Genomic DNA, 26,542 nt, shown 5'->3' with positions numbered 1-26,542 from the left:
AAAGCTGGCGCAACTGGAGCTACAGGTGCTACCGGTGCTACCGGTGCAACAGGAGCTAAGGGTGATAAAGGTGAAACAGGTGCAACAGGTGCAACTGGAGCTAAAGGAGAAGATGGCAAGCCATCATTGGCTCAAGTCGTAGACAACAACGACGGTACTCATACTGTTAAAGTTGGTCTGGATAAGAATGGCAACGGTCAGTTGGATCCAGATGAAGTAACCTCATCTACTATCGTTAAAGACGGTAAGGACGGTAAATCTCCACTAGCTAAGGTTGTTGATAACAACAACGGCACCCATACTGTTCAAGTCGGTTTGGATAAGAATGGCAACGGTCAGTTGGATTCAGACGAAGTAACCTCATCTACCATCGTTAAAGACGGTAAGGATGGTAAATCTCCATTAGCTGAAGTAGTTAACAACAACGACGGTACTCATACTGTTAAAGTTGGACTCGATAAGAATGGCGACGGTAAGCTTGATCCAAGTGAAGTAACGTCAACGACTATCGTGAAAGATGGCGCAACTGGTGCTACAGGAGCAACAGGAGCCAAGGGTGAAGATGGTAAATCATCATTAACTGAAGTAGTTGATAACCACGATGGTACTCATACTGTTAAAGTTGGACTCGATAAGAACGGCGATGGTAAACTTGATCCAAGCGAAGTGACTTCAACAACTATCGTGAAAGACGGTAAAGATGGTAAGACACCATTAGCAGAAGTAGTTGACAACCAAAATGGAACACACACCATTAAGATTGGATTTGATACAAATGGCAATGGTAAGCTTGATCCAGACGAAGTAACCTCTGCTACAATCGTCAAAGATGGTAAAGACGGAAAAGATGGTAAGGACGGAAAAGATGGTAAGGACGGAAAAGATGGTCAAAGCTCTCTTGTAACTATCGTTGAAAATGGAGATGGCACTGTTACTATTCTTGTTGGAATTGATAAGAATAATAATGGTAAGGTTGATCCTGATGAAGTAACATCTTCTACAATTATCAGAAATGGTAAAGACGGCAAAGACGGAAAAGATGGTAAAGACGGTAAAGACGGAAAAGATGGCAAGGGTGTAACCGGCCCAACCGGTCCTACAGGTCCAACCGGTCCTACAGGTCCAACCGGCCCAACTGGTCCTACAGGTCCAACTGGCCCAACAAAACCAGTAGTTCCGACTGATCCAACTGGTCCTACTAAACCAATTAAACCAGTAGTTCCAACCGATCCAACAGTTCCAGCTAAGCCAACAAAACCTGCAGGAACAACCAAAGTAGTAGCTAAGTCAGGAACCCTTCCTAAGACTGGTGATAATAGCAACCATGAAGTAGGTGTTGTGGGTGCAGGACTTCTATCTGCTGCACTTCTAGCTGCCTTAGGTGTTTCTAAGCGAAAAGAAGAAGAACTCTAAGATATTCCCATTGTAAACTTTAAGGAATATCAAGTTTAGAGTAAAACAGAGGCTATTAGAATTGTAAATTCTATTAGCCTCTAGTTTTGTTGTATTAATGTTTTGGAGGAATTGAATGTCATCAATTGTATTAAATATGATTGTAAAAAATGAAGCCCATATAATTTTGGAAACACTCCAAAATTTAGTCAATTCGATTACTTTTGACTACTGGGTCATTTCTGACACTGGATCCACAGATGGAACGGAAAACCTTATCTTGAACTTTTTTAGCGAAGTAGGGATTCCGGGAGAGTTATATAAAGATGAATGGCAGAACTTTGCGCACAATAGAAATGTGGCTTTAGACCATGCAAGAGGGAAGGGAGACTATGTTCTTACCTTTGATGCAGATGATAGGGTTGAAGGGAATTTAAAAATTTCTACTGATCTGGAAGCAGATGCCTATTATCTTAATTTTTCAGATGAGAGCGGAACTCTTTCATTTCGTCGCGTAGCCATTTTTAAAAATAGGCCAGAAGTCTATTGGCGAGGGGTTGTGCATGAATTCATTGAATTACCTGAGGGTGCCACTTATGGAAATCTTGTCGGACCTTATTCAGTCATTGCAAGAACTAGAGGTGCACGAAGCCTAGATGGTGCTAAATATTTTAATGATGCAACTTTACTTGCAAATGCTGTTCATAATAACCAAGACCCTGATTTAGAGCCCAGATATACTTTTTATTGCGGGAGATCTTACCGTGGTGCAGGCTTAAATCACGAGGCCCTTCCTTGGTTTAAAAAGCGAGCAGATATGACGAATGGATGGTCAGAGGAAGCTTATTATTCTTGTCTAGAAATAGCACAAATTTATGAAAATGAAGGGAAAGCTTTTGAAGGTCGAGAGTATTTGGAAAAAGCTATCCAGATCAATCCTAATCGTGCTGAAGCATGGTCTGAATTAGCTAAATTGTATAGAGAAAAAGGCCAGCATCACATTGCTTTTGCCTATGCTTATATGGCTAAGGATTTAGAATTAAATCCGGATAGTCTATTTAGCTGGGAGGCGGTTTATGATTATTGGATTCCATTTGAATTGTTAGAAAATGGTGTTAAGATAGGGAATTTTGAAGTTGCCTACCAAGGCTTCAGAGCCTTAATTCTGGCAGGACAAGCCGATACTTATAAAAATTATTATGAATACTTGCCTCAATTTGAACAATATCTAGATAATGAGATTATTGAGAAAATCATAGAAGTAATCAACGGTACAGAAGCTTAAGAGCAGCAATGCTAGATAGACTTTTGTCAATTATAGTGGCTTGATACAGCCTAAAAGTTGGAGAGGACCAAATGGTCTTCTCCATTTTTTGTTTTTGGAGAAGTTCCTATTAGTCTAATTCTTACTTTTGAAAGGCAGAAAAAAACCAGAAATTCATAAGGAATTTCTGATTCTTTATTTATTCTTGATAAGAAACGATGCCAATGATAGTATCGACAGCGCGTTCCATGGTTTCTAGGCTGACATATTCGAAGCGGCCGTGCATGTTTTCGCCACCGGCAAAGAGGTTAGGTGTTGGGATGCCCATAAAGGAAATTTTAGAGCCGTCAGTTCCGCCCCGGATAGGCTCGATGACAGGCTGGATGTCCAGACTTTCCATGACTGCTTTGGCGATATGGATAGGTGTCATGTCCTTTTCAATGACCTGTTTCATGTTGTAATACTGGTCTTTGAGGGTCAAGATGACGCGCTCGCTGCCCAGCTCTTGGTTCATCTTATCAGCAATGACCTGCATAGCAGCTTTGCGATTTTCAAAAGCTTCTGTCTCAAAGTCACGGACAATGTAGCTAGCCTGAGCTTCTTCAACAGTTCCGGTCAGGTTCATCAGGTGGTAGAAACCTTGGTAGCCCTCGGTCCTCTCTGGTCGATCGGCTTCTGGCAGCTGGTTGTGGAAGTCAATAGCCAGCTGGAGAGCATTGACCATCTGGTCTTTAGCAGTTCCTGGGTGGACATTGCGACCTTGGAAAGTCAGCTCTGCTCCAGCAGCGCTAAAGGTCTCATACTGGAGCTCACCTAGAGGGCCGCCATCTACTGTGTAGGCAAAGTCCACATCGAAGTTCTCAGCGTCAAACTTATCAGCGCCGATACCGATTTCTTCATCTGGTCCAAAGCCAACTCGGATTTCTCCGTGCTTGATTTCTGGATGGGCAGACAGGTATTCGATAGCAGTCATGATTTCAGCAATACCTGACTTGTCGTCTGCTCCCAAAAGAGTGGTTCCGCCAGTCGTAATCAGGGTTTGGCCCTTGTATTTATGGAGACTGGCAAAGTCCGCAGGATCTAAGTTAAAGCCAGATTGTCCCAGCGGAATCACACCGCCGTCATAATTCTCAACGACCTGCGGCTGGATGTTTTCCGCGTTGAAGTCTGCCGTATCCATGTGGGAAATAAAACCAATCTTGCGGGTAAAGCTAGGGTCGTTGGCTGGCAGAGTTCCAATCGCAAAGCCGTTGGGCAGGTAGTAGACATTTTCCAAGCCAACCCGCTTCATCTCAGGAATGAGGACATTGTTGGCAAAGTCCACCTGACTCTGGGTGCTGGGTGTAGTAGTAGATGTCTCGTCTGAGCGCGTGTTGACCTTGACATAGGTCAGGAAACGATCTAAAAGATTAGGGTATTTCATAAAGGCTCCTTGTTTTCATAGATTAAGTCTATTTTAGCACAATCTTGAACAAAAGACATCTGTAAGTCAACATTTCTCTAGTTGAAAGGTCTTGGAAGATGAGCGCAATGGAAATAGGTGAAAATAAGCCTTATAAGCTTGAAGAATAGGATTTTTTGCAAGACTATGAATATAAAATGATTGAGAAAAGCAATGGCAAATATGCTAGAAGCGCATGTTAAAGGAAATTTTGTGATATAATAAAAAGTAGAAAATCAATATAGTAAATAAGAGGTAGTACCATGATTTATGAATTTTGTGCGGAGAATATCACCTTGCTGGACAAGGCTTTAGAGGCTGGAGCGAAGCGGGTTGAGCTGTGTGATAATCTAACAGTTGGTGGAACAACGCCTAGCTACGGTGTCATCGAGGCTGCAGTACGAATGGTCAAACCTTATGATGCGACTGTGATGACCATGATTCGTCCTCGTGGTGGGAATTTTGTCTATTCAGATTTGGAAATTGAGATAATGCTTTCGGACATCCAGAAGTCACGTGAAGCAGGGAGTCATGGCCTCGTTTTTGGTGTTTTAACGGAAAATAACGAGATCGATTATCCTAAGATGGAGCGGCTGCTTGAGGCAGCTCAGGGACTGGATGTGGTCTTCCATATGGCTTTTGATGCTATTCCTGCTGAATATCAGTTCGGAGAGCTAGACTGGCTGGTTGAACATGGAGTTAAGCGGATTTTGACTCATGGCGGGCCAGCGTCAGAGTCTATTCTAGAGCATTTGGCTTGGCTGGATGAATTGATTGAGCATGCGGCAGGGCGGATAGAGATTTTACCTGGTGGTGGGATTAATCTAGAAAATCGTGCTGAGATTGCTGACACTTTGGGTGTTGATCAATTACACGGTACTAAAGTAGTATTTTAGCAGGAAAGTTCATGCTGGATTTATTTGAAAAATACAGGCTGAAGGAAGAAAGTTTGCTGGATTATGGTTTTGTCAGGTCTGGTGCAGGATACAGTTATTCGACTGAGATCATGGCTGGTGACTTCCAGATGGATGTACTGATTTCCGATGGAAAGCTGGATTTTCAGGTGCTTGACTTGGATACAGGTGATGAGTACCGGCAGGTCAAGATAGAAAGTATGGCTGGAGAATTTGTCGGACAAGTCAGGGCGGCCTGTCAGGAGGTTTTGCTGGATATTCGGCAGCATTGCTTTGAGGAAGTAGGTTTTCTTTATGAGCAAAGTCAGCGACTGAGTAGCTATGTGGCGACTAATTATCAGGGGCAGTTGGAGTATCTTTGGGAAAAATCTTCTCGTAAAAGCACTAATAGAGCCGCTGTTTTTCGCCATCAGGATAGCAAGAAATGGTACGGAGCTTTTTTGACGACCGATTGGTCTAAGTTTGAAAAGGAGCGCAATGGTGCGATCGAGGTTCTCAATGTCAAGAGTGACCGAGTTGCGGAACTTATTCAGCAAAAGGGAATTTATCCCGCCTTTCATATGAATAAAAAATACTGGCTCAGCCTACCCTTGGATGGAACCTTGTCGGATCAGCAACTTTTTGATTTGTTGGACACCAGCTTTGTCCTGACTAAGAAAAGATGAGCATAGTTTGCCTGAGTTTCATTTTTAGATGAAATAGCGTATAATAGAGATAGTAAGAAACGGACAGTCGGATTAAGGGCTGTCCGTCCTTTGTTTGGAATGAGGAAACAAAATGAATCTTATCAGAAAACTGGATTGGTTTTTTAAACTGGAGAAGCGGCGCTATATGATCGGCATTTTGGCCTTGTCTCTGGTCAGTGTTTTTAATCTGATTCCGCCACGAGTCATTGGACAGGTTATAGACCAGATTGCTGGGCGGAGTCTGACTGCTGGAGAACTTGCTTATAATCTTCTCCTTTTGATTTTGGCTGCTTTTATTATGTATGGTTTGCGGTATGTCTGGCGGCTCTACATCTTTGGTACAGCAAATAATCTGGGACGCCTCTTACGCTTTCGGCTTTTTGAGCATTTTACGCGGATGTCGCCAAGTTTTTATCAAAAATACCGAACGGGTGACCTCATGGCACATGCAACCAATGATATCAATGCGGTAGTCAGCGTAGCTGGCGGTGGTGTTATGTCAGCGGTGGATGCTTCTATTACAGCCTTGGTGACCCTCATCACCATGTTCTTGGTCTTGGACTGGCGGCTGACCCTGATTGCCATTCTCCCTCTGCCCTTTCTGTCTTGGGGAACCAGCTTGATTGGTCAGAAGAATCACGAGAGCTTTAAAGCGGCTCAGGAGGCTTTTTCTGATCTCAACAACAAAGTTCAGGAGAGCGTAGCGGGGATTAAAGTTACCAAGTCTTTTGGCTATCAGAATGCAGAGACTCAGTCTTTTGCAGCTATCAACCAAGAAGTCTACCAAAAGAACATCTTGGCTGCCAAGTACAATTCCCTGTTTGACCCGATGGTGCTAATTTTTGTCGGCTTATCCTATGTTCTGACCCTGATTTTTGGGGGAATATTTATCTCTCAAGGTCAATTTACAGTCGGTGAGCTGGTTACTTTTATGACTTATCTGGATATGCTAGTTTGGCCGCTGCAGGCGATGGGCTACCTAGTGAATATCAGCCAGCGGGGAGCCGTTTCCTATGAACGGATTGAGAACTTGCTGGCTGAAGAGTCGGATGTAGAGGAAGCCCAGCAGCCACTTGCCAGTATTCAAAATGGCCGACTGGACTATGAGATAGATTACTTTGCTTATGAGAATGAAGCCACTTTGAAGGATATTCACTTTACATTAGAAAAAGGGCAGACCTTGGGGATTGTCGGACCGACTGGATCTGGGAAGACCACCTTGCTACGCCTTTTGCTACGGGAGCAGGATATTCAAGAAGGAGCAATCTATCTGAATGGCCACGATATCCGAGAGTATGCTCTTAAGGATCTGCGTGGTCTGATTGGTTATGTGCCTCAGGATCAGATACTCTTTGCTTTGTCCATTCGGGAGAATATCCGCTTTGCCAATCCAGAACTGTCAGAAGAGCAGGTTATCCGAGCAGCCCAGCTTTGTGGTGTTTATGAGGATATTAAGGCTATGCCGGATGGTTTGGATACGCTGCTTGGAGAGCGGGGCGTCTCGCTTTCTGGTGGTCAAAAGCAGCGTTTGGCTATGAGCAGAGCCCTCATCACCAATCCAGAAATTTTGATTTTGGATGATTCCTTGTCAGCAGTGGATGCCAAGACAGAGCATGAAATTTTAGAAAATCTCAAGCAGGAACGAGCTGGCAAGACGACCATTATCACTGCCCATCGTCTTTCAGCCATTGTCCATGCAGATTTGATCCTAGTGCTGGAGAATGGCCGTATTAAGGAACGAGGTAGCCACCAAGAACTTCTAGAAGCACAGGGTTGGTATGCTCAAACCTATCAAAATCAGCAACTATATGAACGCTTTGAGGAGGAGTCTGCAAAATGACAACACAATCAACTTTTAGACGCCTCCTAGGTTATATGTGGCGCTATAAATGGATTAGCCTGCTGGCTCTAGCCTTTATTTTCGCAACGACTCTAGTGACAACGGCCTTACCGCTTTTGGCTCGTTCTTATATTGACCAGTTTGTCAGCCGAGAGGCAGCCCAAAGTGGTCTCTATCTGCTGGGGATTTACTATGGTCTCTTTCTTTTGCGGGTGCTCCTTACTTTTCTGGGGCAGTATGCTTTTGCACGAGTGGCTTATAGCATTGTCCGTGATCTTCGGCAGGAAACTTTTGCGAATATGCAGCAATTAGGGATGGCGTATTTTGATCAGACTGCAGCAGGGGCTATCGTTTCTCGCTTGACCAATGATACCCAGTCAGTAGCTGATATGTTTAGCAGTATTTTTTCGAACTTCCTCAGCTCCATGCTTATCTTGGTGGTGACAATTGCAACCATGCTGGCTCTGAATTGGCGGCTGACTCTGCTGATTGTCCTCTTTTTGCCTGTCATGCTTGGTTCGATTATCCTGTATCAGCGCCTGTCCAATCGCTTGCTCAAGCAAGTTCGAGCCAGACTGAGCGACCTCAATGTCAAACTTTCTGAGAGCATTGAAGGGATGCGGATCATCCAAGCTTTTAGTCAGGAAAAGCGGCTAATCGAAGAATTTGAAGCAATCAATGGGGAACACCTAGACTTTAGCAACCGCTATCTGAATGTGAACAGTCTCTTTCTGCGTCCTGCCATGTCTTTGCTGAAAATCTTGGCTTATGCCCTTATTCTGACTTATTTTGGCTTAAGTTGGCAAGTAGCTGGAGTAACTGCGGGTGTCATGTATGCCTTTATCCAGTATGTCAACCAGCTTTTCAATCCCTTGATTGATGTCATGCAAAATTACTCTGTTCTTCAGACATCGATGGTGGCTGCGGAGCGCGTTTTTGAACTGATGGATCGTCGAGACTTTGAGCCTGAGCAAGCAGAAGAAGGACCTGAGATTCAGGCAGGCAATATTGACTTTCAGCATGTGAGCTTTTCCTATGACGGAAAGAGGGAGATTCTAAAGGACATTTCCTTTAGCGTCAAACAAGGCGAGACCATTGCCTTTGTCGGGCCAACGGGTTCGGGCAAATCTTCTATTATCAACCTTTTCCTGCGCTTTTATGAATTTGAGAAAGGCAAGATTCTTATCGATGGCAGAGACATCAGAGACTACAGTCAAGCAGAATTACGCCGCACTATCGGTCTTGTTTTGCAGGATCCCTTCCTCTACCACGGCACCATTGCATCCAATATCCGCATGTATCAGGAAAATCTATCGCAAGAGGAGGTCGAAGAAGCAGCTCGCTTTGTTGATGCCCATGAGTTTATCAGCCAATTGGCTCAGGGATATGATAGTCCGGTTACTGAGCGTGGCTCCACCTTCTCCAGTGGCCAACGACAGCTTTTGGCCTTTGCCAGAACCATCGCAACCAAGCCTAAAATCTTGATTTTGGACGAGGCCACTGCCAATATCGATTCGGAAACTGAGGAGCTGATCCAGCATTCTCTCCGGAAAATGCGGCAGGGTCGAACCACTATTGCCATCGCCCATCGGCTGTCTACGATTCAGGATGCCAATTGCATCTACGTTTTAGATAAGGGGCGCATCATTGAGTCCGGCAGCCACGAAGAGCTTCTAGCACAAAATAGGACCTATAAGAAAATGTATCAGCTGCAGGCTGGGATGATGGATGCCTGATAAACAAGGAGAAATTCAAACAAAAGTTGTAGGACAATATGCCTACAACTTTTTTAGATAGTCTTTCAATTTTTCCAGATTTTCTTTCAAATCATCAAACCGTAGCTTAGCATAGTGGTAGGGGCAGGTCTCAATGTAGCTGCTTTCAAAAAAGTCCAGCGGCAGCTTGCTATGTTTGAGGGAGCTGACTGAGGAGAGGGACTGGAGGTCAAAAATCACACCATCGGTTGTCAACCGGTGGGGTAGAGGGAAATGAAGGTCGTCCAAGAGGAATTGTGCCTTATTCTTTTCAATTTCCAGTTGGTTCAATAATGCCAGACGATTCTTTTCAAACATCAGATTGTCAATGTAGAGGGAGAGAGCTTTTTGCATGATGAGGTTGCTGTCGTAGTCAACCGCTTTTTTATAGGACAGAAAGGTTTCTCGAATCTGTGGTGGCAGAGCCAAAGCAGTGATGCGCAAGGCTGGAAAAAGACTGGTGGAAAAAGACTTGATATAGAGGACATGCTGGCTGTCATCTATATAGTAAAAAGGCAGTTCTCGCTTGCTATCAAAGTCAGCCAGATAGTCGTCTTCAACGATATAGACATCATAACGCTTAGCGAGGGAAAGGATTTCTTCCTTTTCCTGACGGCTGTAGGAATGTCCTAGTGGATAGTGGAAACGGGGAATCGTATAGAAAAACTTGATTTGCCTTGTTTGAAAAATCTTCTCTAACTCTTTCAGGTCAATCCCAGTCGGTTTACGCTCTATGGTCTCATAAGGTAGTTTCTGATTTAGCAGTAAGTCGTTGATCCGATGATAGGTGGGTTGCTCAACCAGAATGGTCTCTTTGCCATTGGGGAAGTCAATCTGAGAGAGAATGTAGAGGGCTTGTTGGGTACCGGAAGTCAGAATCAGATTGTCTGCAGAAGTGTAGACTGCCGAGTCCAAGAGTAAGCTCTGGACCGACTGTCGCAGATCTTCCAGTCCTTCTTGCTGGGAGTAGTAGTTAAAAAGATAGTTTTCTCGGCCAATCAGCGTTTCATTGACACAAAGACGGAAGTCTTCATAGGCTTGGTGGCGGTCGTCTGTCACAGCCAGCTCAATATCTTCCTTTTTGTTTTGGTCATTTTCCAAGACATAGTAGCCACTCTTAGGTACAGCATAGATGTACTTCTGATAACGAAGTTCAATCAGAGCCTTCTGGGCAGTATCTTTGCTGCAATGGTAGCGGTCTGCCAGCTTGCGGACGGAGGGAATCTTTTGCCCCGTATTAAGCCTTCCCTTTTCAATGTCCTTAATAATTTTATCCATGATGACTTGGTATTTAGCTTTTGCTGCCATTCTGTCCCCCTACAGATTTCTTTCTCTTATTTTACCTTATTTCTAGGAAGCTGACAAAGTTTCTTGTTTATTCAAAATATAAAAACCAGCCTTGACTTTCTTTCAAAACTGGTTCAATCTAGGATATTTGCTTCGTGCTTATTCTTGCAGAAAGCCAAGTGTAGCTAAGGCTTCCTCGATATAGTCTAGGTCCTGCTGAGAGTCCGCTTCGATTAGATGGTAGTGGACTCCATTTGTTAGCTCAGATAAGGCACGAAAATCGCTCTCTGAGACTTGCTCTAAAAATTGCTGCACATCGCGACGGCAGGTTAATTTCAAATAGGTCTGGATTTCCCCATAGACAGGATGCTCAATCATGATATTTTGCACCCGTCCGCCATTATCAACGATAGCCAAAAGTTCGGCTTCGATATCGTCCGCCTTGTGTTTGAGTTTAAAGAGCCTATGACAATGAGCGGGTTCATTGCTTTCTTTATAGAGATAGCCCCTATTGGTACTGATAATCGGAGCACCATCGGCCCGCAGCAGGGCAATATCCTGAACGATAATCTGGCGAGTGACATGAAATTGCTCCGCTAAAAATTGCCCGTTTAAAGGTTGTCGAGCTTCTTTCAAAAGCTCTAATACATCATTTCTTCGTTTTTTTGTCATATCTTCATTGTAAATCAAATCTCTAGAAGATTCAAGGTTTAGCGTATCTTTTTCAGAGCCTGATAGACAAATTTTGCAATGACAAAGTCCACCATGCTGTGTACAATTGTACCAAATCCAACTAAACCAAAGAGGATATAGAAGGCATTCGCCGGATAGGCTGTTGTCGTATAAAAGAGAATGCAGACCACTACCTCACCAAAGGCATGAATCAGGGCCAGCACAAAATTAAAGATCCAAGTCTTTTTCTGACTGTCCAGTGTTTCAGGATGCTTTTGCAGATAAAGAGCGCCGATAGTCCCGAAGAGCAGGTGAGACAGGGCTCTCAGGGTGATGATGAAAGGAAGGCCGGACATGAAAAATCCGATGGTAGAGCCGAGAACGACAATCACTGTCATGAGTGGTGAGATGAACATGGCCAGAAAGATTGCAACGTGGCTGGCTAAAGTGAAGGAAGCGGGCGGAATGACAATCTTAATCGGCATAACCAGCGGAATAACGATGGCTAGGGCAGTCAAGAAAGCGGTCAGTGTCATAAACTGATTTTTGGATGTTGGTTTCATAATAAACTCCTTTTATCTACTGTATATACACTAGAATAGTACATTGTTTTGTCATAAAAGTCAAGAAAGTTTTTTGAAAACAAGTGATTTTCTTTGCCCATTTGTCAAATAAGATAAAATATCGTATAATAAGACGGTAAAATATGGCTGTCACTCAGTTCTTATTCTTTTCTGAATGTCTGCCCACTTATAAGGAGAAATGATTTAATGAATAATTTACCAAATTGCCCAAAATGTAACTCAGAATACGTTTATGAAGATGGTGTCCTCTTGGTTTGTCCAGAATGTGCCTACGAATGGGATCCTGCGGAAGTTGCAGCAGGAGAAGCTGGTCCAGTAGCTATTGATGCGAACGGAAACCAGTTGGCCGATGGAGATACAGTTACCTTAATCAAGGACTTGAAAGTCAAAGGTGCTCCTAAGGATCTCAAACAAGGAACGCGCGTGAAAAATATCCGCATTGTCGAAGGTGACCACAATATTGACTGTAAGATTGATGGATTTGGTGCTATGAAGCTCAAGTCAGAATTCGTCAAGAAAATCTAAGAAACCTTATGAATAAAAAAGTAATTTTTGCTTATCGTCTTCTTCTTCTGATTTTATCTTTTGTCGGAGTCTATCTAGAAATCACTAAGTATGGCGTGGGAATGCTGATGTACTACACGGTCTTGTCCAATCTTCTGGTTCTGTTATTCACCGCCTATCTCATTTTTAGAATGTGGACGGACAATAACTGGGAGAGTTCCAAGCTGTTGCGCGTGAAGGGCGGCGTGACCATGTGTATCATGATTACCTGCGTGGTCTATCACTTGCTCCTAGCTCCGATTGCGACCGATTTTTATCGCTTGGAAAATTTCCTTTGCCATTACATTGTGCCACTCATGTTTTTCTTTGATACTCTTGTATTTGATAAAACTCGGCAGTATCGTTGGTTTGATCCCATTTCTTGGACGAGTGTTCCGCTGATTTACATGATTTTTGCCCTTATTAACGGTTTTTTCTTGAAAATTGATATTCCGAATGCCAAGGATAAACCCTTTCCCTACTTTTTCCTTAATGTCTATAAGCACGGTTGGCCTTATGTTATCAAGATGTGCTTGATTATCTTTGTGGCCTATCTGATCTTTGGTTATGTTTTTTACGGAATCAAATCTATCTCATTTTCAAAGAAGCAAAAAGCTTAGATAGTTATAATAGGTGATGAAAAACAGATTTTTTTCTGTTTTTTATTTTGTCTCTATTTTTTTCTTGCCAATATCATATTTGTGTGATATACTTAACTAGTTAACGATCAACCGGTTAAGTATTGAGGGGGAAATATGAAATACAATCAAAAATTGTTAAGTTTAGCAGGAATTATTTTAGCTTGTAACCTTTGCTTGGCGGCTTGCCAGTCTCAGTCATCTCGTCAGGAAAACAGCAAGGAGAAAGTAAAAGTTAAGCGAGAGGTGAAAAAGGAAAGCAAAGCTAGTAAAAATAAGGAAGTTCCTGGTGTAGATAAGCCGACGGATGATGGCTTTCTTTTTAAAAGCGAATCTCAGATTAAAGCCAAAACTAGTGAAGGTTTGATTTTAGAACATGATGGCCACACCCACTTCATTTTTTATTCTGATTTAAAAAATAGTAAATGGGCTTATCTGATACCAAAAGATGGTCAAGAGTCTGTAGGCGCGCCTAAGCTGACAGATCAAATGAACACTGCTGATGATGGCTATGTTTTTAATCCGAGAGACATCGTGTCAGAAGACCAATACGGCTATGTTGTGCGTCACGGAGATCATTTCCATTATATTTTGAAGCAGCCTGTGGATAATCTTGCTCAAAAACCAACCTATCGTCCAAACCTCTCTGGCAATGCAACAGGACATATTTATCAGCCGAGTCCTGTACCATCTATTCCGCAATATCAAGGTACAAATAAGCGACAGTTTGCTGGGATTGATTATCCTACAAGTGATGGATTCTTATTTAGAGGGACAGGAGTAACGGGCAAGCTGGCTACAGGCTTGCTGGCAGATCATAATGGTCATACTCATTTCATTCCTTATGAGCAGCTGATTGCTTCACCATGGGAGTCATTGATTCCAGCAGAACATAAGAAAGCTGCTGAAGATGCCTATTATGGCCGACGAGGGCACGCACAGCCTTCACCAGAACCATCGCCGGCACCAGCACCTACACCTACTCCATCAAAAGAGGAAGAAGAAATTGCTAAGAAAAAGGCCTATTTGGCTCAGCAATTAGGAATCGATGAAAGCTTGATTCAAGTGAGCGATACAGATAAAGGAAAGGTATTTATCTATCCGCATGGCGATCACAGTCATTCGACCTTGATTAGTAAGATTGATACTACCAAGCCTTTTGACCCTCATGGAAATCCTCACGCTCATGACGCAGTCGGTATGGCAACCTTGAAAGCTCTAGGATTTGATGATGAAATCATTGAAGATATTTTACATGCTACGGCAGACACCCCATTCCCGTCAGATGAGACGGATAAGGAAAAGATGAAAGCCTGGCTGGCAACTGTAAAATACTTAAATATCGGTCAACGCAAAGACCCTCTGGAGCGAAAAGGTTTAGAACTAATGCCAAATATTGAAGTTCTGGGAATTGGCTTTACTCCGATAAAGGATATCAGACCAGTGCTGCAATTTAAACATTTAAAACAGCTGTGGATGACAAAGACAGGCGTTACCAACTATGATTTCTTAAAAGAAATTCCGACCTTGGAAGGCTTGGATATTTCGCAGAATGGCATCACTGATTTATCTTTCTTGAAGAATTATCCAAATCTCAAAACAGTCGCAGCAGCAGGGAATGATATTACGGACATTTCACCTTTGGCTAAGTTGAAAAATCTGGAGTCATTGAACCTTGACTACAACAATATCTCAGATATTTCTGCTTTGACGAAACTTTCAAAATTAAAAGCGGTAAGTTTAGAGCACAACCAGCTAAAAGATGTGTCTGCTCTAAGCCAAAAAGAAGATTTAACGCGGCTCTTCTTATCCAACAATCCGAACTTAAATCTTAATACCCTCAAAGCCTCCAAACTTGAAGAACTAACAGCTGACAATTCCAATGTTCAGAGCTTGAACTTCCTGAAGTCTAATCCAAATCTAACAACTCTAAGCCTAAATGATAATCGCCTGACTTCGCTGGCAGGAGTTGAAGCTGCTAAGAACTTAGTTACCTTGTCCGCAACACAAAACAAGATTAAAACTTTAGACATTCCAGCCGCTCAGTCTTCCTTGAAGAATTTAAACTTGGGTGAGAATGAGCTGAAAAACTTGGAAGGAATTAATCAGTTTAGAGCTTTAGACAATCTCGCTGTCAACAAGAATAAAATCACAACCTTAGCGTTGCAGGAACCAAATAAGACTGTGACTTATATCAATGTAAGCGACAATCACATCCCTAAAGCAGAGCTTGAATTGAATGAAAATAAAATTCCGAAGGCTTTAGCACAGCATTTCCCAGATGTTCAGGGGGGCAGCATTGATAATAATAAGCCTGCGGATGCAAAAGCTGAAGAAATTACTGCTTTAAAAGATCAAGAAACTACTGAAAGCAAAGCTGAAGAAAATAAGGAAGTGGTAAAAGAGAGCGAGGCTGACGGAACGTCTGAACAAGTGAAGGAAGCATCTGATAAGCCAGCCTCAGCTGAAGCAAGCAGCCCAGGAACTTCAAATGATAGCGAGTATCCAGCTGTATCTCCTGAAGCAGAGGTAAATGAGCAAGCGGAAGCTTCTTCAAAACCATCATCAGAAGAAGTGCCAGCTGCCGAAAAGCCTGCATTAAATGATGAGCCAGCTCAAGCAGCAGACAAAGAAAATCAAAAGGATCCGAAAGATAAGGAAAAAGCGGATAAAGAAGCTAATCACTGATGCTTATCTAAGACAATCATAAAAAACATGATTTTTTTCTTGAAATAGTTTTTAATTTGTGGTATAGTTATAAACAATTAAATAGTCCTTTAATTCTATCCAGAGAGATAGGCAAGGAGCAAAGTAAAAATGATAGGTGGAGTGTGACAAGTGCGTCTTGTTTCAGCCTGTCTCTATTTTCTGAGGTCTCCTTGCAAAAGGAGGCTTTTTTAATGTTTTTAGGAGGTTTAGATGAAGACAAAGGAAGTTGTCGATGAGATCACCATGAATCGTGCCATCACGCGAATCACCTATGAAATCATCGAGCGCAATAAGGATTTAAGCCAAATCGTTTTGGCAGGCATTAAGACCAGAGGGGTTTTCATTGCCAAGCGGATCCAGCAACGACTGGCTCAGCTTGAGAAAATTGAGATTCCAGTTTGCGAAGTGGATACAAAGCCCTTCCGAGACGATATCAAGGTCAAGGAAGACACGACAGTGATTTCAGTTGACATTACTGATCGTGAAGTGATTATCGTTGACGATGTGCTCTATACAGGCCGGACTATTCGCGCAGCCATTGATAATCTTGTCAGCAATGGGCGACCATCACGTGTCAGTCTCGCTGTTCTAGTGGACCGCGGACACCGTGAGTTGCCGATTCGGGCAGACTATATTGGCAAAAATATTCCAACGAGCCACCTTGAAGAGATTATTGTTGAAATGACTGAAAAAGATGGTCAGGACCGAGTTCTGATTGTAGAGGAGGAGACAAGATGAGTCAAGAAGTTAAATACGATGTCCATGATATGCCAAAACCTGGCTTACTCTTAGGACTTTCATTCCAACATTTATTCGCTATGTTTGGGGCGACAGTGTTGGTTCCGATTCTGGTGGGAATTGACCCAGCGGTAGCCCTGTTTTCAAGTGGTTTGGGAACGCTGGCCCACTTGACAGTGACCAAGTACAAAATCCCTGCTTATATGGGTTCCAGCTTTGCTTATATCGCTGCCATGCAAATCCTAATGAAGACAGATGGGATTGCTGCGGTTGCGCAAGGTGCTATCACGGGAGGTTTGGTCTACTTCATCGTAGCCCTCATCGTGAAATTCGCAGGAAACGCCTGGATTGATAAGATTTTGCCGCCAGTAGTGGTGGGGCCGATCATCATGGTGATTGGTCTGAGTCTAGCGGGTACAGCCGTTGGCGATGTGATGTATAAGACCGTTGGAGACCAGAAGGTCTACGACATTACCTACTTTGCTATCGGGATGGTAACCCTCCTCTGTGTCATTCTCTTTAACATCTACGGTAAGAAAATAGTTGGTATTATTCCAGTTCTGCTGGGCTTGATTGTCGGCTATATCTTCGCTCTGATTGTTGGAGCGGTGACAGGTCAGGAGATTATCTCTTTTGCCAACGTGACAAAAGCTTCTTGGCTCCACGTTCCGCCAATGAATCTTCCGTTTATAGATTATGATTTTAAATTGTATCCAAGTGCAATTCTAACAATGGCACCGATCGCCTTTGTAACGATGACAGAGCACTTTGGGCATGTAATGGTTCTGAATAGCTTGACAGGCAAAGATTTCTTTAAAGAGCCTGGTTTGGATAAGACTTTAGCTGGAGATGGTCTGGCTCAGGTTATCGCGGGTATCTTTGGTGCTCCGCCAGTGACTAGCTACGGTGAAAATATCGGGGTTATGGCGCTCAATAAAATCTACAGTGTTTATGTGATTGCTGGTGCTGCTGTATTAGCGATTATCATGAGTTTTGTTGGGAAAGTATCCGCCCTGCTCCAATCGATTCCAAGTCCAGTCTTAGGAGGCATTTCCATCGCCCTCTTCGGGGTAATTGCTTCCAGTGGTTTGAAAATTCTGATTGAAGCCCAAACCAATTTTGACAACAAAAAGAACCTGCTGATTGCCAGTGTCGTTCTGGTATCTGGTATCGGTGGTCTGACCCTGCAACTATCAGGTCTGCAAGTTTCAGGAGTTGCCTTGTCAACTGTTCTCGGAATTGCCCTCTACCTCATCCTGCCAGAACCTAAAAATTAGGCTGACGAGATTGCTACATTTGTCCAAAGTTTTTAATAAAAAAGGAGTATAACATCATGTCATCAAATCAAATCGCACTTAAAAATCTTGTATCTATGGAACACCTTACGAACGAAGAAGTAATGGCCCTGATCAAGCGCGGGATTGAATTTAAAAACGGCGCAAAGGTTCATTATGATGAGCAGCATATCGTTGCAAATCTCTTCTTTGAATCTTCAACACGGACTCACAAGGCTTTTGAAGTAGCAGAATTAAAACTTGGATGCGACCTGCTTGACTTTGATGTCAAGACAAGCTCAGTCAACAAGGGAGAAACCTTGTACGACACGATTTTGACTATGTCAGCTCTCGGTGTAGATGTCTGTGTCATCCGTCACCCTGAGGTCGATTACTATAAAGAATTGATCGAAAGCCCAACGATTACAACTTCTATCGTAAATGGTGGTGATGGCTCTGGTCAGCACCCAAGCCAAAGTTTACTTGACTTGATGACAATTTACCAAGAATTCGGTCATTTTGATGGTTTGAAAGTAGCCATCGCTGGTGACCTTGATCACTCTCGTGTAGCCAAATCTAATATGCAAATCTTAAAACGTCTCGGTGCGGAGCTCTTCTTTGCTGGTCCAGATGAGTGGAGAAGTGAGGAATTTGCTGACTATGGTAAATTCGTAACGATTGACGAAGTGATTGACCAAGTGGATGTCATGATGTTCCTCCGCGTACAGCACGAACGCCATGACTACAACTCCATTTTCTCTAAGGAAAATTATCATAAACTTCATGGTTTGACGCAAGAGCGCTATGATCGCATGAAAGATACCGCTATCTTGATGCACCCAGCGCCTGTCAATCGCGATGTAGAAATTGCAGATCATCTGGTTGAAGCTCCAAAATCTCGTATCGTAGAACAAATGACAAATGGCGTCTTTGTCAGAATGGCAATCATTGAGGCTGTTCTCAAAGGACGCAACTAATCTCAAAATGTAGCTTGGGAGTAGGATTGGACTCAAGAAGGGCCTGCCTACTTCTTTTTTAAACTTAAACTTAAAAACTTATAAAAAAACAAATGTTAAAATCAAAAGAACTACTCGAAATCACGTTTTCTGAGTAGTTCTTTTGATTTATGCATTGCTGGATTTTGCAAAGATTCTTGGGATAACTTTTTTGAGTTGTGGGATGAAGACGAGACTGACCCCAATAACGATGAGGCGGTCTGCATAGTCGGTTAGCGCTTGGACGATGATGGTGCTGGTGACTAAATCTAAGCCTAAACCGTGTAAACCTTGAACGATAATACTAGATCCGCTTGGGGTAATTCCTTTGAAGACTATCACAGTGATCAGAGAGGCCAAAGCAGTAGCCGGCAGAGAGACTAGAATCGTTTTCCAGAGGAGGTTTAGTCTTGGTTTTGAATCAGAGTTGAAAGAGGCTGAGACGAGCAGGGCCAAAAGAATGGCTACTGGAGAGAAATAAATAGCAGAGATATCCGTTGTAAAGGCGCTAATAAGAGCACTGGCAACCGCTGTTCCTACTCCCAAAATAGGTCCTAAAATGAGGCTAGCCAATATCGTTCCAAAAGTATCCAAATAAACTGGGAGTTTTAGAAAAAGTGCGATGTTGGCACCGATATAGTTTAGAGCGATGCAGATAGCTGTAAATGTAATGGTAAATGGTGTTGTTTTTTTCATAGTTTTATCCTAAATTTAAAGTTTCTAGATCTTGGCAGATGATTTCCTTTGAAGTGTTGAGTACCACGGAGAGAAAATCCTGAAAGAAGAGGTGGGTGTTTACTTGAGTCAGCACCTTAGCATTGGCTTGTTTACCATAAAAATGATAGGCATCAACTAGCGTTTGTCCTAAGGCAATACCTTCCGTTGCGAGATCGACGAAGGAGTCGAATCCTTGACAAAGGTCTTTATGTAGGAAATGGGCAACGGCCAATGGATCGTTGATGACACAGCCGATGATACGTTCATACTCCCAATGAAAATCCCAGTAAAAACGAGTGATTTTTCCGATAAAGTCAGCGACTTCAGGGTTGATAAAACGCATATATTCCAAGAGATTAGGCGTCAACACAATCTTTCGCGTGACATCTAGACCGACCATTTCAATCTTTTTTCCAAGTTTTTCATAGGTTTCTTGCGCTGCATGTGGATCGCACCAGTAGTTGTACTCCGCTACGGGCGAGCAGTTGCCATGCGATTTGTAGCTGCCGCCCATGCTGACAAATCGGTTTAGATGCTGCCCAAGGTTAGGATTTTTCCTAAGAGCCAAGGCAATATTGGTCAAAGGCCCCAGTGCTATGATGGAAGTATCTTTATTTTTCTGGAAATAGTCTGCCAGATAGTCATAAGCTGCTTGTGGCTGGGCTTGGGTGGAACTGCTTCTTGCTATCCCGCTTTCCCCCAATCCATCCATGCCGTGGGTATCCTGAGCGGAGACGAAATCACGAACCAAGGGCTTGTCGGCTCCTGCATATACTGGAATATCTAGCCGATTCAGCCTTTCTAGGATTTTAAAGGCATTTTCAAGACCAAGTTCTACTGGGACATTTCCAGCAACTATGGTCAAAGCAACGACCTCTAAGTCAGGGTGTTGCAGGGCATAGAGCAGGGCTAGGCTGTCGTCTATGCCAGGATCGCAGTCAATAATAACTTTTCTTTTCATAGGTCCTCCTTTTAAGAAATAAAATAAGGCTGAAACCTCCGTCTCAACCTCTCAGTTAGTTCTGCCAAAGTGGCAGGACACCAGAAAAAACTATGCGCAATTACATTACTTTAGAATATAAGGGTACTTAGTTTTTTATACTGGGAAGTTTGCGAACCAGTCCAAAACGGGTGTTTTGAATTATGCATTTACTATCATAAAGAAAAATTTCCTAAAAGTCAATGGGAAGGAGGACAAGAATAGTCAGTCTTTTGACTTTATGATATAATAAGTAAGATAAAAGAAATGAGGAGAATACAATGGCAAAAATAGTACAAACAGATAAAGCACCGGCAGCAATCGGACCTTATGTCCAAGGAAAAATCGTCGGCAACCTTTTATTTGCAAGTGGTCAGATTCCTTTGTCACCAGAGACGGGAGAAATTGTAGGAACAACGATTGAGGAGCAGACCCAGCAAGTTTTGAAAAATGTAGGAGCCATTTTAGAAGCAGCTGGTACAGATTTTGAACATGTGGTCAAGGCAACCTGCTTTCTAAGCGACATCAATGATTTTGTGCCATTTAATGAGGTCTACAAAACGGCCTTTAAGAGCGAGTTTCCAGCTCGTTCGGCAGTAGAAGTGGCTCGCTTGCCTCGTGATGTAAAAATCGAAATCGAAGTCATTGCTGAGATTGTAGAATAAATGATTGGGACCGGGAGAAGTTTCCCGTCCTTTTTTAGAAATAAAATGTTAGACGAAGGGAGAAAGAATGGCTGAACACAAGATTCAATTAGTGATTGTGACAGGAATGAGCGGTGCCGGAAAGACTGTCGCCATCCAGTCTTTTGAGGATTTGGGTTATTTTACCATTGATAATATGCCGCCGACCTTAGTACCAAAGTTTTTGCAGTTGGTCGAAGGGACAAAGGACAATGATAAGTTGGCTCTGGTTGTTGATATGAGGAGTCGCTCCTTCTTTTTGGAGATTCAGGATATTCTGGATGAGCTAGAAAGAAGCACGGAAATCGATTTTAAAATTTTATTTTTAGATGCGGCTGACAAGGAGTTGGTGGCTCGCTATAAGGAAACTAGACGCAGTCACCCTTTGGCAGCTGACGGGCGAATTTTAGATGGTATTAAACTGGAGCGCGAACTTTTAGCTCCTCTGAAAAATCTCAGTCAAAATGTTGTAGATACGACGGAACTGACACCACGGGAGCTCAGAAAGACCATCTCTGAACAATTTTCAAACCAGGCTGACCTGCACAGTTTCCGCATTGAGGTTATGAGTTTTGGCTTCAAATACGGTTTGCCTCTGGATGCGGACTTGGTTTTTGATGTACGTTTCCTGCCCAATCCCTACTATAAACCTGAGCTGCGCAATCAGACAGGATTGGACAAGGATGTCTTTGATTATGTCATGAACCATGCGGAGTCAGAAGAGTTTTACCAGCATTTGCTGGGCCTGATTGAGCCGATTTTGCCCGGCTATCAAAAGGAAGGAAAGTCTGTGCTGACCATCGCAGTTGGCTGTACAGGTGGACAACACCGTAGTGTGGCTTTTGCACAGCGTTTGGCGGATGATTTAGCGAAAAACTGGCCAGTTAATGCCAGTCATCGCGACAAAAATCGCCGGAAGGAAACGGTGAATCGCTCATGAGAAAACCGAGAATTACAGTTATCGGCGGTGGTACAGGAATTTCAGTCATTTTAGACAGCCTGCGGAAAAAGGATGTAGAAATCACAGCTATTGTCACAGTTGCAGATGATGGCGGCAGTTCTGGTGAGCTGCGGAAGAACATCCAGCAGCTGACGCCGCCGGGTGACTTGCGAAATGTTTTGGTGGCTATGTCTGATATGCCAAAGTTTTATGAGAAGGTTTTCCAGTATCGCTTTGCCAAAGGAGACGGCGTTCTAGCAGGTCATCCCCTTGGGAATCTGATTATTGCAGGCATTTCCGAAATGCAGGGTTCGACCTATAATGCCATGCAGCTTCTGACCAAGTTCTTCCATACAACAGGTAAAATCTACCCTTCAAGCGACACTCCTCTGACTCTGCATGCTGTGTTTACTGATGGAACGGAAGTTGTCGGTGAGAGTAATCTAGCCAGTAAGGCTGGGATGATTGAGCGGGTCTATGTGACCAATACCTATGATGATGCAAAGCCTGTTGCCAGTAGAAAGGTGGTCCAGAGCATTTTGGATAGCGATATGGTGGTGCTGGGACCGGGTTCTCTCTTTACCTCCATCTTGCCAAACCTCGTAATCGAAGAAATCGGCCAAGCTATTTTAGATACTAAGGCAGAAGTAGCCTATGTTTGCAATATTATGACTCAACGTGGCGAAACTGAGCACTTTTCAGATAGCGACCACGTTCAAGTATTGCATCGCCATCTGGGCAAAAAGTTCATTGATACTGTCTTGGTCAATATCGAGCCAGTTCCGCGTGAGTATATGAACAGCAATAAATTTGATGAATATCTGGTTCAGGTTGAGCATAATTTTCGAGGGCTGCAAGTGCAAGTTCCGCGTGTCATTTCATCGAATTTCCTTCGATTGGAAAATGGCGGAGCTTTCCATGACGGAGAGTTACTTGTTGATGAATTGATGCAGATTATACAGGTGCGCAAATGAGCTTTACAGTAAAAGTAAAAGAAGAGCTTTTAAGCTTATCTGTAAAAGACAAAAATGAGTTGGCTGCCATGATTAAGATGGCTGGTAGTTTAGGAATTTCTTCGACCGGCCTCACCTTATCCATTTCAACAGAAAATGCCAAGATTGCTCGCCATCTCTATGAGCTGCTGTCGGACCTTTATCAGGTCAAGTCAGAAATCCGCCACCATCAGAAGACTAATCTGCGCAAGAATCGCGTTTATACAGTATTTCTAGATCAGAAAGTAGAAGAAATCTTATCTGACCTGCACTTGGCTGACTCCTTTTTTGGTATTGAGGCAGGGATTGACCAGGCCATTTTGTCAGATGACGAAGCCATCCGAGCTTATCTGCGAGGGGCCTTTCTCTCAAATGGTAGCATGCGGGAGCCAGACTCAGGCAAGTACCAGCTGGAAATCTTGTCCGTTTATCTGGATCATGCTGAAGATTTGGCTGCCTTGATGCGTCGTTTTCTGCTGGATGCCAAGACCATCGAGCGTAAGAAGGGGGCTGTCACTTATCTGCAGCGTGCTGAAGACATCATGGATTTTCTCATTGTCATTGGGGCTATGGAAGCCATGGCTGAGTTTGAGTCTCTTAAGCTTATGCGGGAAGCGCGCAACGATCTTAATCGCGCCAATAATGCGGAGACAGCGAACATCGCTCGCACGGTCACAGCCAGTATGAAAACCATCAACAATATTGCCAAAATCAGCGATAATATCGGCATTGAGAGTTTACCTGTAGACCTGCAGGAGGTTGCTCAACTTCGTATCCAGCATCCGGACTATTCGATCCAGCAGCTAGCTGATAGTCTGAGCCGGCCTCTAACTAAGAGCGGTGTCAATCATCGCTTGAGAAAAATCAATAAAATCGCAGATGAATTATAAAAGCTGCTGAGCTTAAGCTCGGCAGCTGTTTTTTTATAGGCTTGTAGAATGTTTGGGTTGGACTTTTTGCTCAGGATAGATATGGTTAATGGCATTGTTGACAGCAGTAGGTGCCTCACCCAGCCCAGTGGCAATCAGATCAATCTTCCCCTCGTAGCTACAGCAGTCTCCAGCTGCATAGATACCTGGCACGGAAGTTTCTTGCTTGCTATTGACCAAAATCTTGTGACGGTTAAGCTCCAAGCCCCAATCTTTGAGATTGCCGACAGAGGATTTAAAACCGTAGTTGACAAAGAGATGATCCAGAGGCAAAAGCTGACTATCCTCTCCCTTGACTTGGCTGATTTCCAAGTGGGTAATCTTGCCATTTTCGCCGATTAATCGATGAGGTACAAAGGGTGTCTTAATTTCAACACTAGAAGCCTTGAGTTCTTCCACACTATGTTCTAAAGCCCGGAAGTTGTCCCGACGATGAACCAGACTGGTTTCCGCAATCTTTTCAAAAGCTAGCGCCCAGTCAACAGCCGAGTCGCCGCCTCCCAGAACAACAACTTTTTTACCAGCGTACTGGCTGATGTTTGAAACGTGATAGTGGAGGTTGCTGTAGGCTTCAGCATCATCTAGCTCCAAAGCTCTCGGTTTGAAGGCGCCACCTCCCATGGCGATGATAATGGTTTTGGTCTGATGCTGGGCTTGAGAAGTCGTGATGATGAAGCCATCATCAGATTTAACGATATCCAGAACCGTTTCGTTGAGGCAAATTTCAGTCTGGAAAGTCTCCAGCTGCTCAATCAGACGCTGAGTCAACTCTTCGCCAGTCAAATTAGTAAAGCCAGGCACATCCAGAATCTTCTTTTCTGGATAGAGAATGGCTGGCTGACCGCCCAGCTGAGGCAGAGAATCAATGATTTTAACCTTGGCTTGGCGCAAATGAGCGTAAAATGCAGCGAATAAGCCAACTGGACCGCCGCCGACAATCGTAATATCATACAGTTCAGACATAATTTTCCTCAATCTTTTTAAAATAAACTAGCATTATTGTACCACAAAAAGAGGTTGAAATGTAGTTAAATTTTTGTAGGGATTGTAAAAGCCCCATTAGGGGCTTTAAATTAGATAGCAAATAAATCATTGAGGTTTTCAGCCAAAGTCGGATGAGTGAAGATTTGCTTGCTCAAGTAGGTATAAGGAATCTTATTATCCATGGCTACAGTTAGGATATTGATAATTTCCTGAGCCCCTGCTGAGAAGATTGTTGCTCCGACGATTTCCTTGGTTTCGGTGTTGACAACAGCTTTGAAGGCACCGCGTAAGTCAGCATTGACATGTCCGCGAGGCATAGCTGCGACTGGAATCTCCTTAACTGCAATCGGCAATCCTTGATCTTGGGCTTCCTTTTCAGTCAATCCGATTTGAGCCAAAGGCGGTGTGATGAACATGCTGGTAGGGACGTTCTTACGATCTTCCAGTGTGTAGCTGCCGTCGCCAGCCAGATAGCTATAAAGGATACGGAAGTCATCCAATGAGATATAAGTAAACTGCAGACCGCCATTGACATCGCCCGCTGCAAATACACCAGGTACAGATGTTTCCAAGTGTTTATCAACCTTGATAGCTCCGCGCTCTGTCAGCTCGATATCTGTATTTTCCAACTTCAGTGGTTCAACATTAGGCTTGCGACCAGTAGCATAGAGCAGAGCGTCAAAGCGGAATTCTCCATCTTCTGTCACAACCACAACTTCATCACCATCATTTTTAATTTGCTTGGTTTGCACATTTTGCAGGAGCTGGATTCCGTCTTCTTCCATATATTGCTTAGCCAGAGCAGCGATAGAAGGCTCTACTCGAGGGAGAAAGACAGGTGCAGCATCCAGTACAGTTACTTGACTGCCTAATTTGTTGTAGAGTCCAGCAAATTCTAGGCCGATGTTACCGCCACCCAGAACTCCTAAACGTTTAGGAAGTTCCTTCAAATTTTGGATGCCAGTTGAGTCATAGACATGCTCGGTTTCAGTCAGTCCTGGAATTGGCAGGACATTGGAAACGGCACCGGTATTGATAACAATAGTTTCAGCCGTCAATTCCTCTTTCTCATCGCCAGCTGTGATTTCGATGACTTTGTTTGAAAGGAAATGAGCTTCCGCATCGATGATGACGACACCAGCGCCACTGATTGCTGCGTAGTTCTTCCCGTTGAGACGGCTGATTACAGCATTCTTCTCAGCCATTACTTGGTCAAAAGCCAGACCTTTTTCAGCTGCGACGAGCAGGGTCTTGGTTGGGATGCAGGCGATATTGATACAGGTTCCCCCGTACATAGCCTTGCTTCGCTCAATCAAAGCAACTTTTTTTCCTTGGGCCGCCATTTTGGCTGCCAATGTTTTACCGGCCTTACCAAAGCCGATGACAATTAAATCATAGGTTAACATAATTTACCTCCATTTTTCAAAAAGATTGTATCACGTCTGATCAGAAAATGCTCATTTCTGCTACGCCTATTTTAAAAAGGTATCATAAAACATTTTAATAGACTTTGTCCATTTTATTGGAACTAAATTTTAGCGCTTTTTCTTGCTATATGTTATACTTTTTTTCATCATAAATTACTAT

The 26,542-nt window shown here is 43.4% G+C and carries 24 protein-coding genes and 1 riboswitch; of the genes, 16 read left to right on the top strand and 8 right to left on the bottom strand.

Annotated features, from left to right (window positions below):
• Positions 1 to 1,413, top strand: a 1,413-nt coding sequence (locus SCRDD08_RS12090; protein WP_196756176.1) for a collagen-flanked surface repeat-containing protein, incomplete at its 5' end; no start/stop codon positions are given.
• Between the two features lie 115 nt (positions 1,414 to 1,528).
• Positions 1,529 to 2,677, top strand: coding sequence for a glycosyltransferase (locus tag SCRDD08_RS06590; protein ID WP_061422937.1), 1,149 nt, complete (start codon positions 1,529 to 1,531; stop codon positions 2,675 to 2,677).
• 178 nt (positions 2,678 to 2,855) lie between these two features.
• On the opposite strand, the gene pepT is transcribed toward SCRDD08_RS06590, so the two are convergent.
• Positions 2,856 to 4,079, bottom strand: coding sequence for a peptidase T (pepT, locus tag SCRDD08_RS06585; RefSeq protein ID WP_061422936.1), 1,224 nt, complete (start codon positions 4,077 to 4,079; stop codon positions 2,856 to 2,858).
• 281 nt (positions 4,080 to 4,360) lie between these two features.
• On the opposite strand from pepT, the gene SCRDD08_RS06580 reads away from it, so the two are divergent.
• The 4 genes from SCRDD08_RS06580 to SCRDD08_RS06565 all read left to right on the top strand — a co-directional run bounded on the left by SCRDD08_RS06580 (position 4,361) and on the right by SCRDD08_RS06565 (position 9,273).
• Positions 4,361 to 4,993, top strand: a complete 633-nt coding sequence (locus tag SCRDD08_RS06580; protein WP_061422935.1) for a copper homeostasis protein CutC — start codon at positions 4,361 to 4,363, stop codon at positions 4,991 to 4,993.
• Positions 4,994 to 5,004: 11 nt separating this feature from the next.
• Positions 5,005 to 5,676, top strand: coding sequence for an MmcQ/YjbR family DNA-binding protein (locus SCRDD08_RS06575; protein ID WP_061422934.1), 672 nt, complete (start codon positions 5,005 to 5,007; stop codon positions 5,674 to 5,676).
• Positions 5,677 to 5,788: 112 nt separating this feature from the next.
• Positions 5,789 to 7,537, top strand: coding sequence for an ABC transporter ATP-binding protein (locus tag SCRDD08_RS06570; protein ID WP_061422933.1), 1,749 nt, complete (start codon positions 5,789 to 5,791; stop codon positions 7,535 to 7,537).
• Positions 7,534 to 9,273, top strand: a complete 1,740-nt coding sequence (locus tag SCRDD08_RS06565; protein WP_061422932.1) for an ABC transporter ATP-binding protein — start codon at positions 7,534 to 7,536, stop codon at positions 9,271 to 9,273. The genes SCRDD08_RS06570 and SCRDD08_RS06565 overlap by 4 nt, the downstream gene beginning before the upstream one ends.
• Before the next feature lie 42 nt (positions 9,274 to 9,315).
• Here the strand turns inward: SCRDD08_RS06565 and SCRDD08_RS06560 are convergent, their stop codons facing one another.
• From SCRDD08_RS06560 to SCRDD08_RS06550, 3 genes are all read right to left on the bottom strand, one after another.
• A complete protein-coding gene (locus SCRDD08_RS06560) occupies positions 9,316 to 10,599 on the bottom strand; it encodes an aminotransferase-like domain-containing protein (RefSeq protein ID WP_061422931.1) in 1,284 nt (427 codons plus the stop codon).
• A 138-nt stretch (positions 10,600 to 10,737) separates the two neighbouring features.
• A complete protein-coding gene (locus SCRDD08_RS06555) occupies positions 10,738 to 11,250 on the bottom strand; it encodes a transcription repressor NadR (protein WP_061423277.1) in 513 nt (170 codons plus the stop codon).
• Positions 11,251 to 11,288: 38 nt separating this feature from the next.
• The gene (locus SCRDD08_RS06550; protein ID WP_061422930.1) at positions 11,289 to 11,813 is read right to left on the bottom strand and encodes an ECF transporter S component; all 525 of its coding nucleotides are present in this window, start codon (positions 11,811 to 11,813) and stop codon (positions 11,289 to 11,291) included.
• A 207-nt stretch (positions 11,814 to 12,020) separates the two neighbouring features.
• Between SCRDD08_RS06550 and SCRDD08_RS06545 the strand changes: the two genes are divergently transcribed.
• From SCRDD08_RS06545 to SCRDD08_RS06520, 6 genes are all read left to right on the top strand, one after another.
• Complete coding sequence (locus tag SCRDD08_RS06545) at positions 12,021 to 12,359, top strand: zinc ribbon domain-containing protein YjdM (protein ID WP_005590197.1); 339 nt, start codon at positions 12,021 to 12,023, stop codon at positions 12,357 to 12,359.
• An 8-nt stretch (positions 12,360 to 12,367) separates the two neighbouring features.
• A complete protein-coding gene (locus SCRDD08_RS06540) occupies positions 12,368 to 12,997 on the top strand; it encodes a Pr6Pr family membrane protein (RefSeq protein ID WP_061422929.1) in 630 nt (209 codons plus the stop codon).
• Between the two features lie 135 nt (positions 12,998 to 13,132).
• On the top strand, positions 13,133 to 15,703 hold the full coding sequence (locus SCRDD08_RS06535) for a pneumococcal-type histidine triad protein (RefSeq protein ID WP_061422928.1): 2,571 nt from the start codon (positions 13,133 to 13,135) through the stop codon (positions 15,701 to 15,703).
• Positions 15,704 to 15,934: 231 nt separating this feature from the next.
• On the top strand, positions 15,935 to 16,462 hold the full coding sequence (gene pyrR / locus SCRDD08_RS06530) for a bifunctional pyr operon transcriptional regulator/uracil phosphoribosyltransferase PyrR (RefSeq protein ID WP_061422927.1): 528 nt from the start codon (positions 15,935 to 15,937) through the stop codon (positions 16,460 to 16,462).
• Positions 16,459 to 17,739, top strand: coding sequence for a uracil-xanthine permease family protein (locus SCRDD08_RS06525; RefSeq protein WP_061422926.1), 1,281 nt, complete (start codon positions 16,459 to 16,461; stop codon positions 17,737 to 17,739). Before pyrR ends, SCRDD08_RS06525 begins: the two co-directional genes overlap by 4 nt.
• Positions 17,740 to 17,795: 56 nt before the next feature.
• Complete coding sequence (locus tag SCRDD08_RS06520; protein ID WP_061422925.1) at positions 17,796 to 18,713, top strand: aspartate carbamoyltransferase catalytic subunit; 918 nt, start codon at positions 17,796 to 17,798, stop codon at positions 18,711 to 18,713.
• 147 nt (positions 18,714 to 18,860) lie between these two features.
• Here the strand turns inward: SCRDD08_RS06520 and SCRDD08_RS06515 are convergent, their stop codons facing one another.
• Together SCRDD08_RS06515 and SCRDD08_RS06510 are read right to left on the bottom strand one after the other, a co-directional pair.
• A complete protein-coding gene (locus SCRDD08_RS06515) occupies positions 18,861 to 19,427 on the bottom strand; it encodes a LytS/YhcK type 5TM receptor domain-containing protein (protein WP_061422924.1) in 567 nt (188 codons plus the stop codon).
• A 4-nt stretch (positions 19,428 to 19,431) separates the two neighbouring features.
• Positions 19,432 to 20,409 carry a nucleoside hydrolase gene (locus SCRDD08_RS06510; RefSeq protein ID WP_061422923.1) on the bottom strand — a complete coding sequence of 326 codons (978 nt, stop codon included), beginning with the start codon at positions 20,407 to 20,409 and terminating at the stop codon, positions 19,432 to 19,434.
• Positions 20,410 to 20,530: 121 nt separating this feature from the next.
• Positions 20,531 to 20,575, bottom strand: a riboswitch (PreQ1 riboswitch).
• A 133-nt stretch (positions 20,576 to 20,708) separates the two neighbouring features.
• On the opposite strand from SCRDD08_RS06510, the gene SCRDD08_RS06505 reads away from it, so the two are divergent.
• From SCRDD08_RS06505 to whiA, 4 genes are all read left to right on the top strand, one after another.
• Positions 20,709 to 21,092: a RidA family protein gene (locus SCRDD08_RS06505; RefSeq protein WP_061422922.1), complete on the top strand. Its 384-nt coding sequence runs from the start codon at positions 20,709 to 20,711 to the stop codon at positions 21,090 to 21,092.
• Positions 21,093 to 21,159: 67 nt separating this feature from the next.
• On the top strand, positions 21,160 to 22,050 hold the full coding sequence (rapZ, locus tag SCRDD08_RS06500) for an RNase adapter RapZ (RefSeq protein WP_045497166.1): 891 nt from the start codon (positions 21,160 to 21,162) through the stop codon (positions 22,048 to 22,050).
• Positions 22,047 to 23,024 (top strand): YvcK family protein, encoded by a 978-nt coding sequence (locus SCRDD08_RS06495; protein WP_061422921.1) that lies wholly within the window; start codon positions 22,047 to 22,049, stop codon positions 23,022 to 23,024. Before rapZ ends, SCRDD08_RS06495 begins: the two co-directional genes overlap by 4 nt.
• Entirely contained in the window at positions 23,021 to 23,932 is a 912-nt protein-coding gene (whiA, locus tag SCRDD08_RS06490; protein ID WP_061422920.1) for a DNA-binding protein WhiA, read from the top strand. The genes SCRDD08_RS06495 and whiA overlap by 4 nt, the downstream gene beginning before the upstream one ends.
• Positions 23,933 to 23,965: 33 nt before the next feature.
• Here whiA and SCRDD08_RS06485 read toward each other — a convergent pair whose 3' ends face one another.
• Positions 23,966 to 24,934 (bottom strand): NAD(P)/FAD-dependent oxidoreductase, encoded by a 969-nt coding sequence (locus tag SCRDD08_RS06485; RefSeq protein ID WP_061422919.1) that lies wholly within the window; start codon positions 24,932 to 24,934, stop codon positions 23,966 to 23,968.
• Positions 24,935 to 25,044: 110 nt separating this feature from the next.
• Positions 25,045 to 26,361 (bottom strand): FAD-containing oxidoreductase, encoded by a 1,317-nt coding sequence (locus SCRDD08_RS06480; RefSeq protein WP_061422918.1) that lies wholly within the window; start codon positions 26,359 to 26,361, stop codon positions 25,045 to 25,047.
• Positions 26,362 to 26,542 lie beyond the last annotated feature (181 nt).

It is taken from the genome of Streptococcus cristatus, assembly GCF_001578775.1.
Classification (GTDB): Bacteria; Bacillota; Bacilli; order Lactobacillales; family Streptococcaceae; genus Streptococcus; species Streptococcus cristatus_A.
The sequence above is the reverse complement of the archived record's forward strand: the minus strand, read 5'-3'. Positions and strand labels throughout refer to the sequence as shown.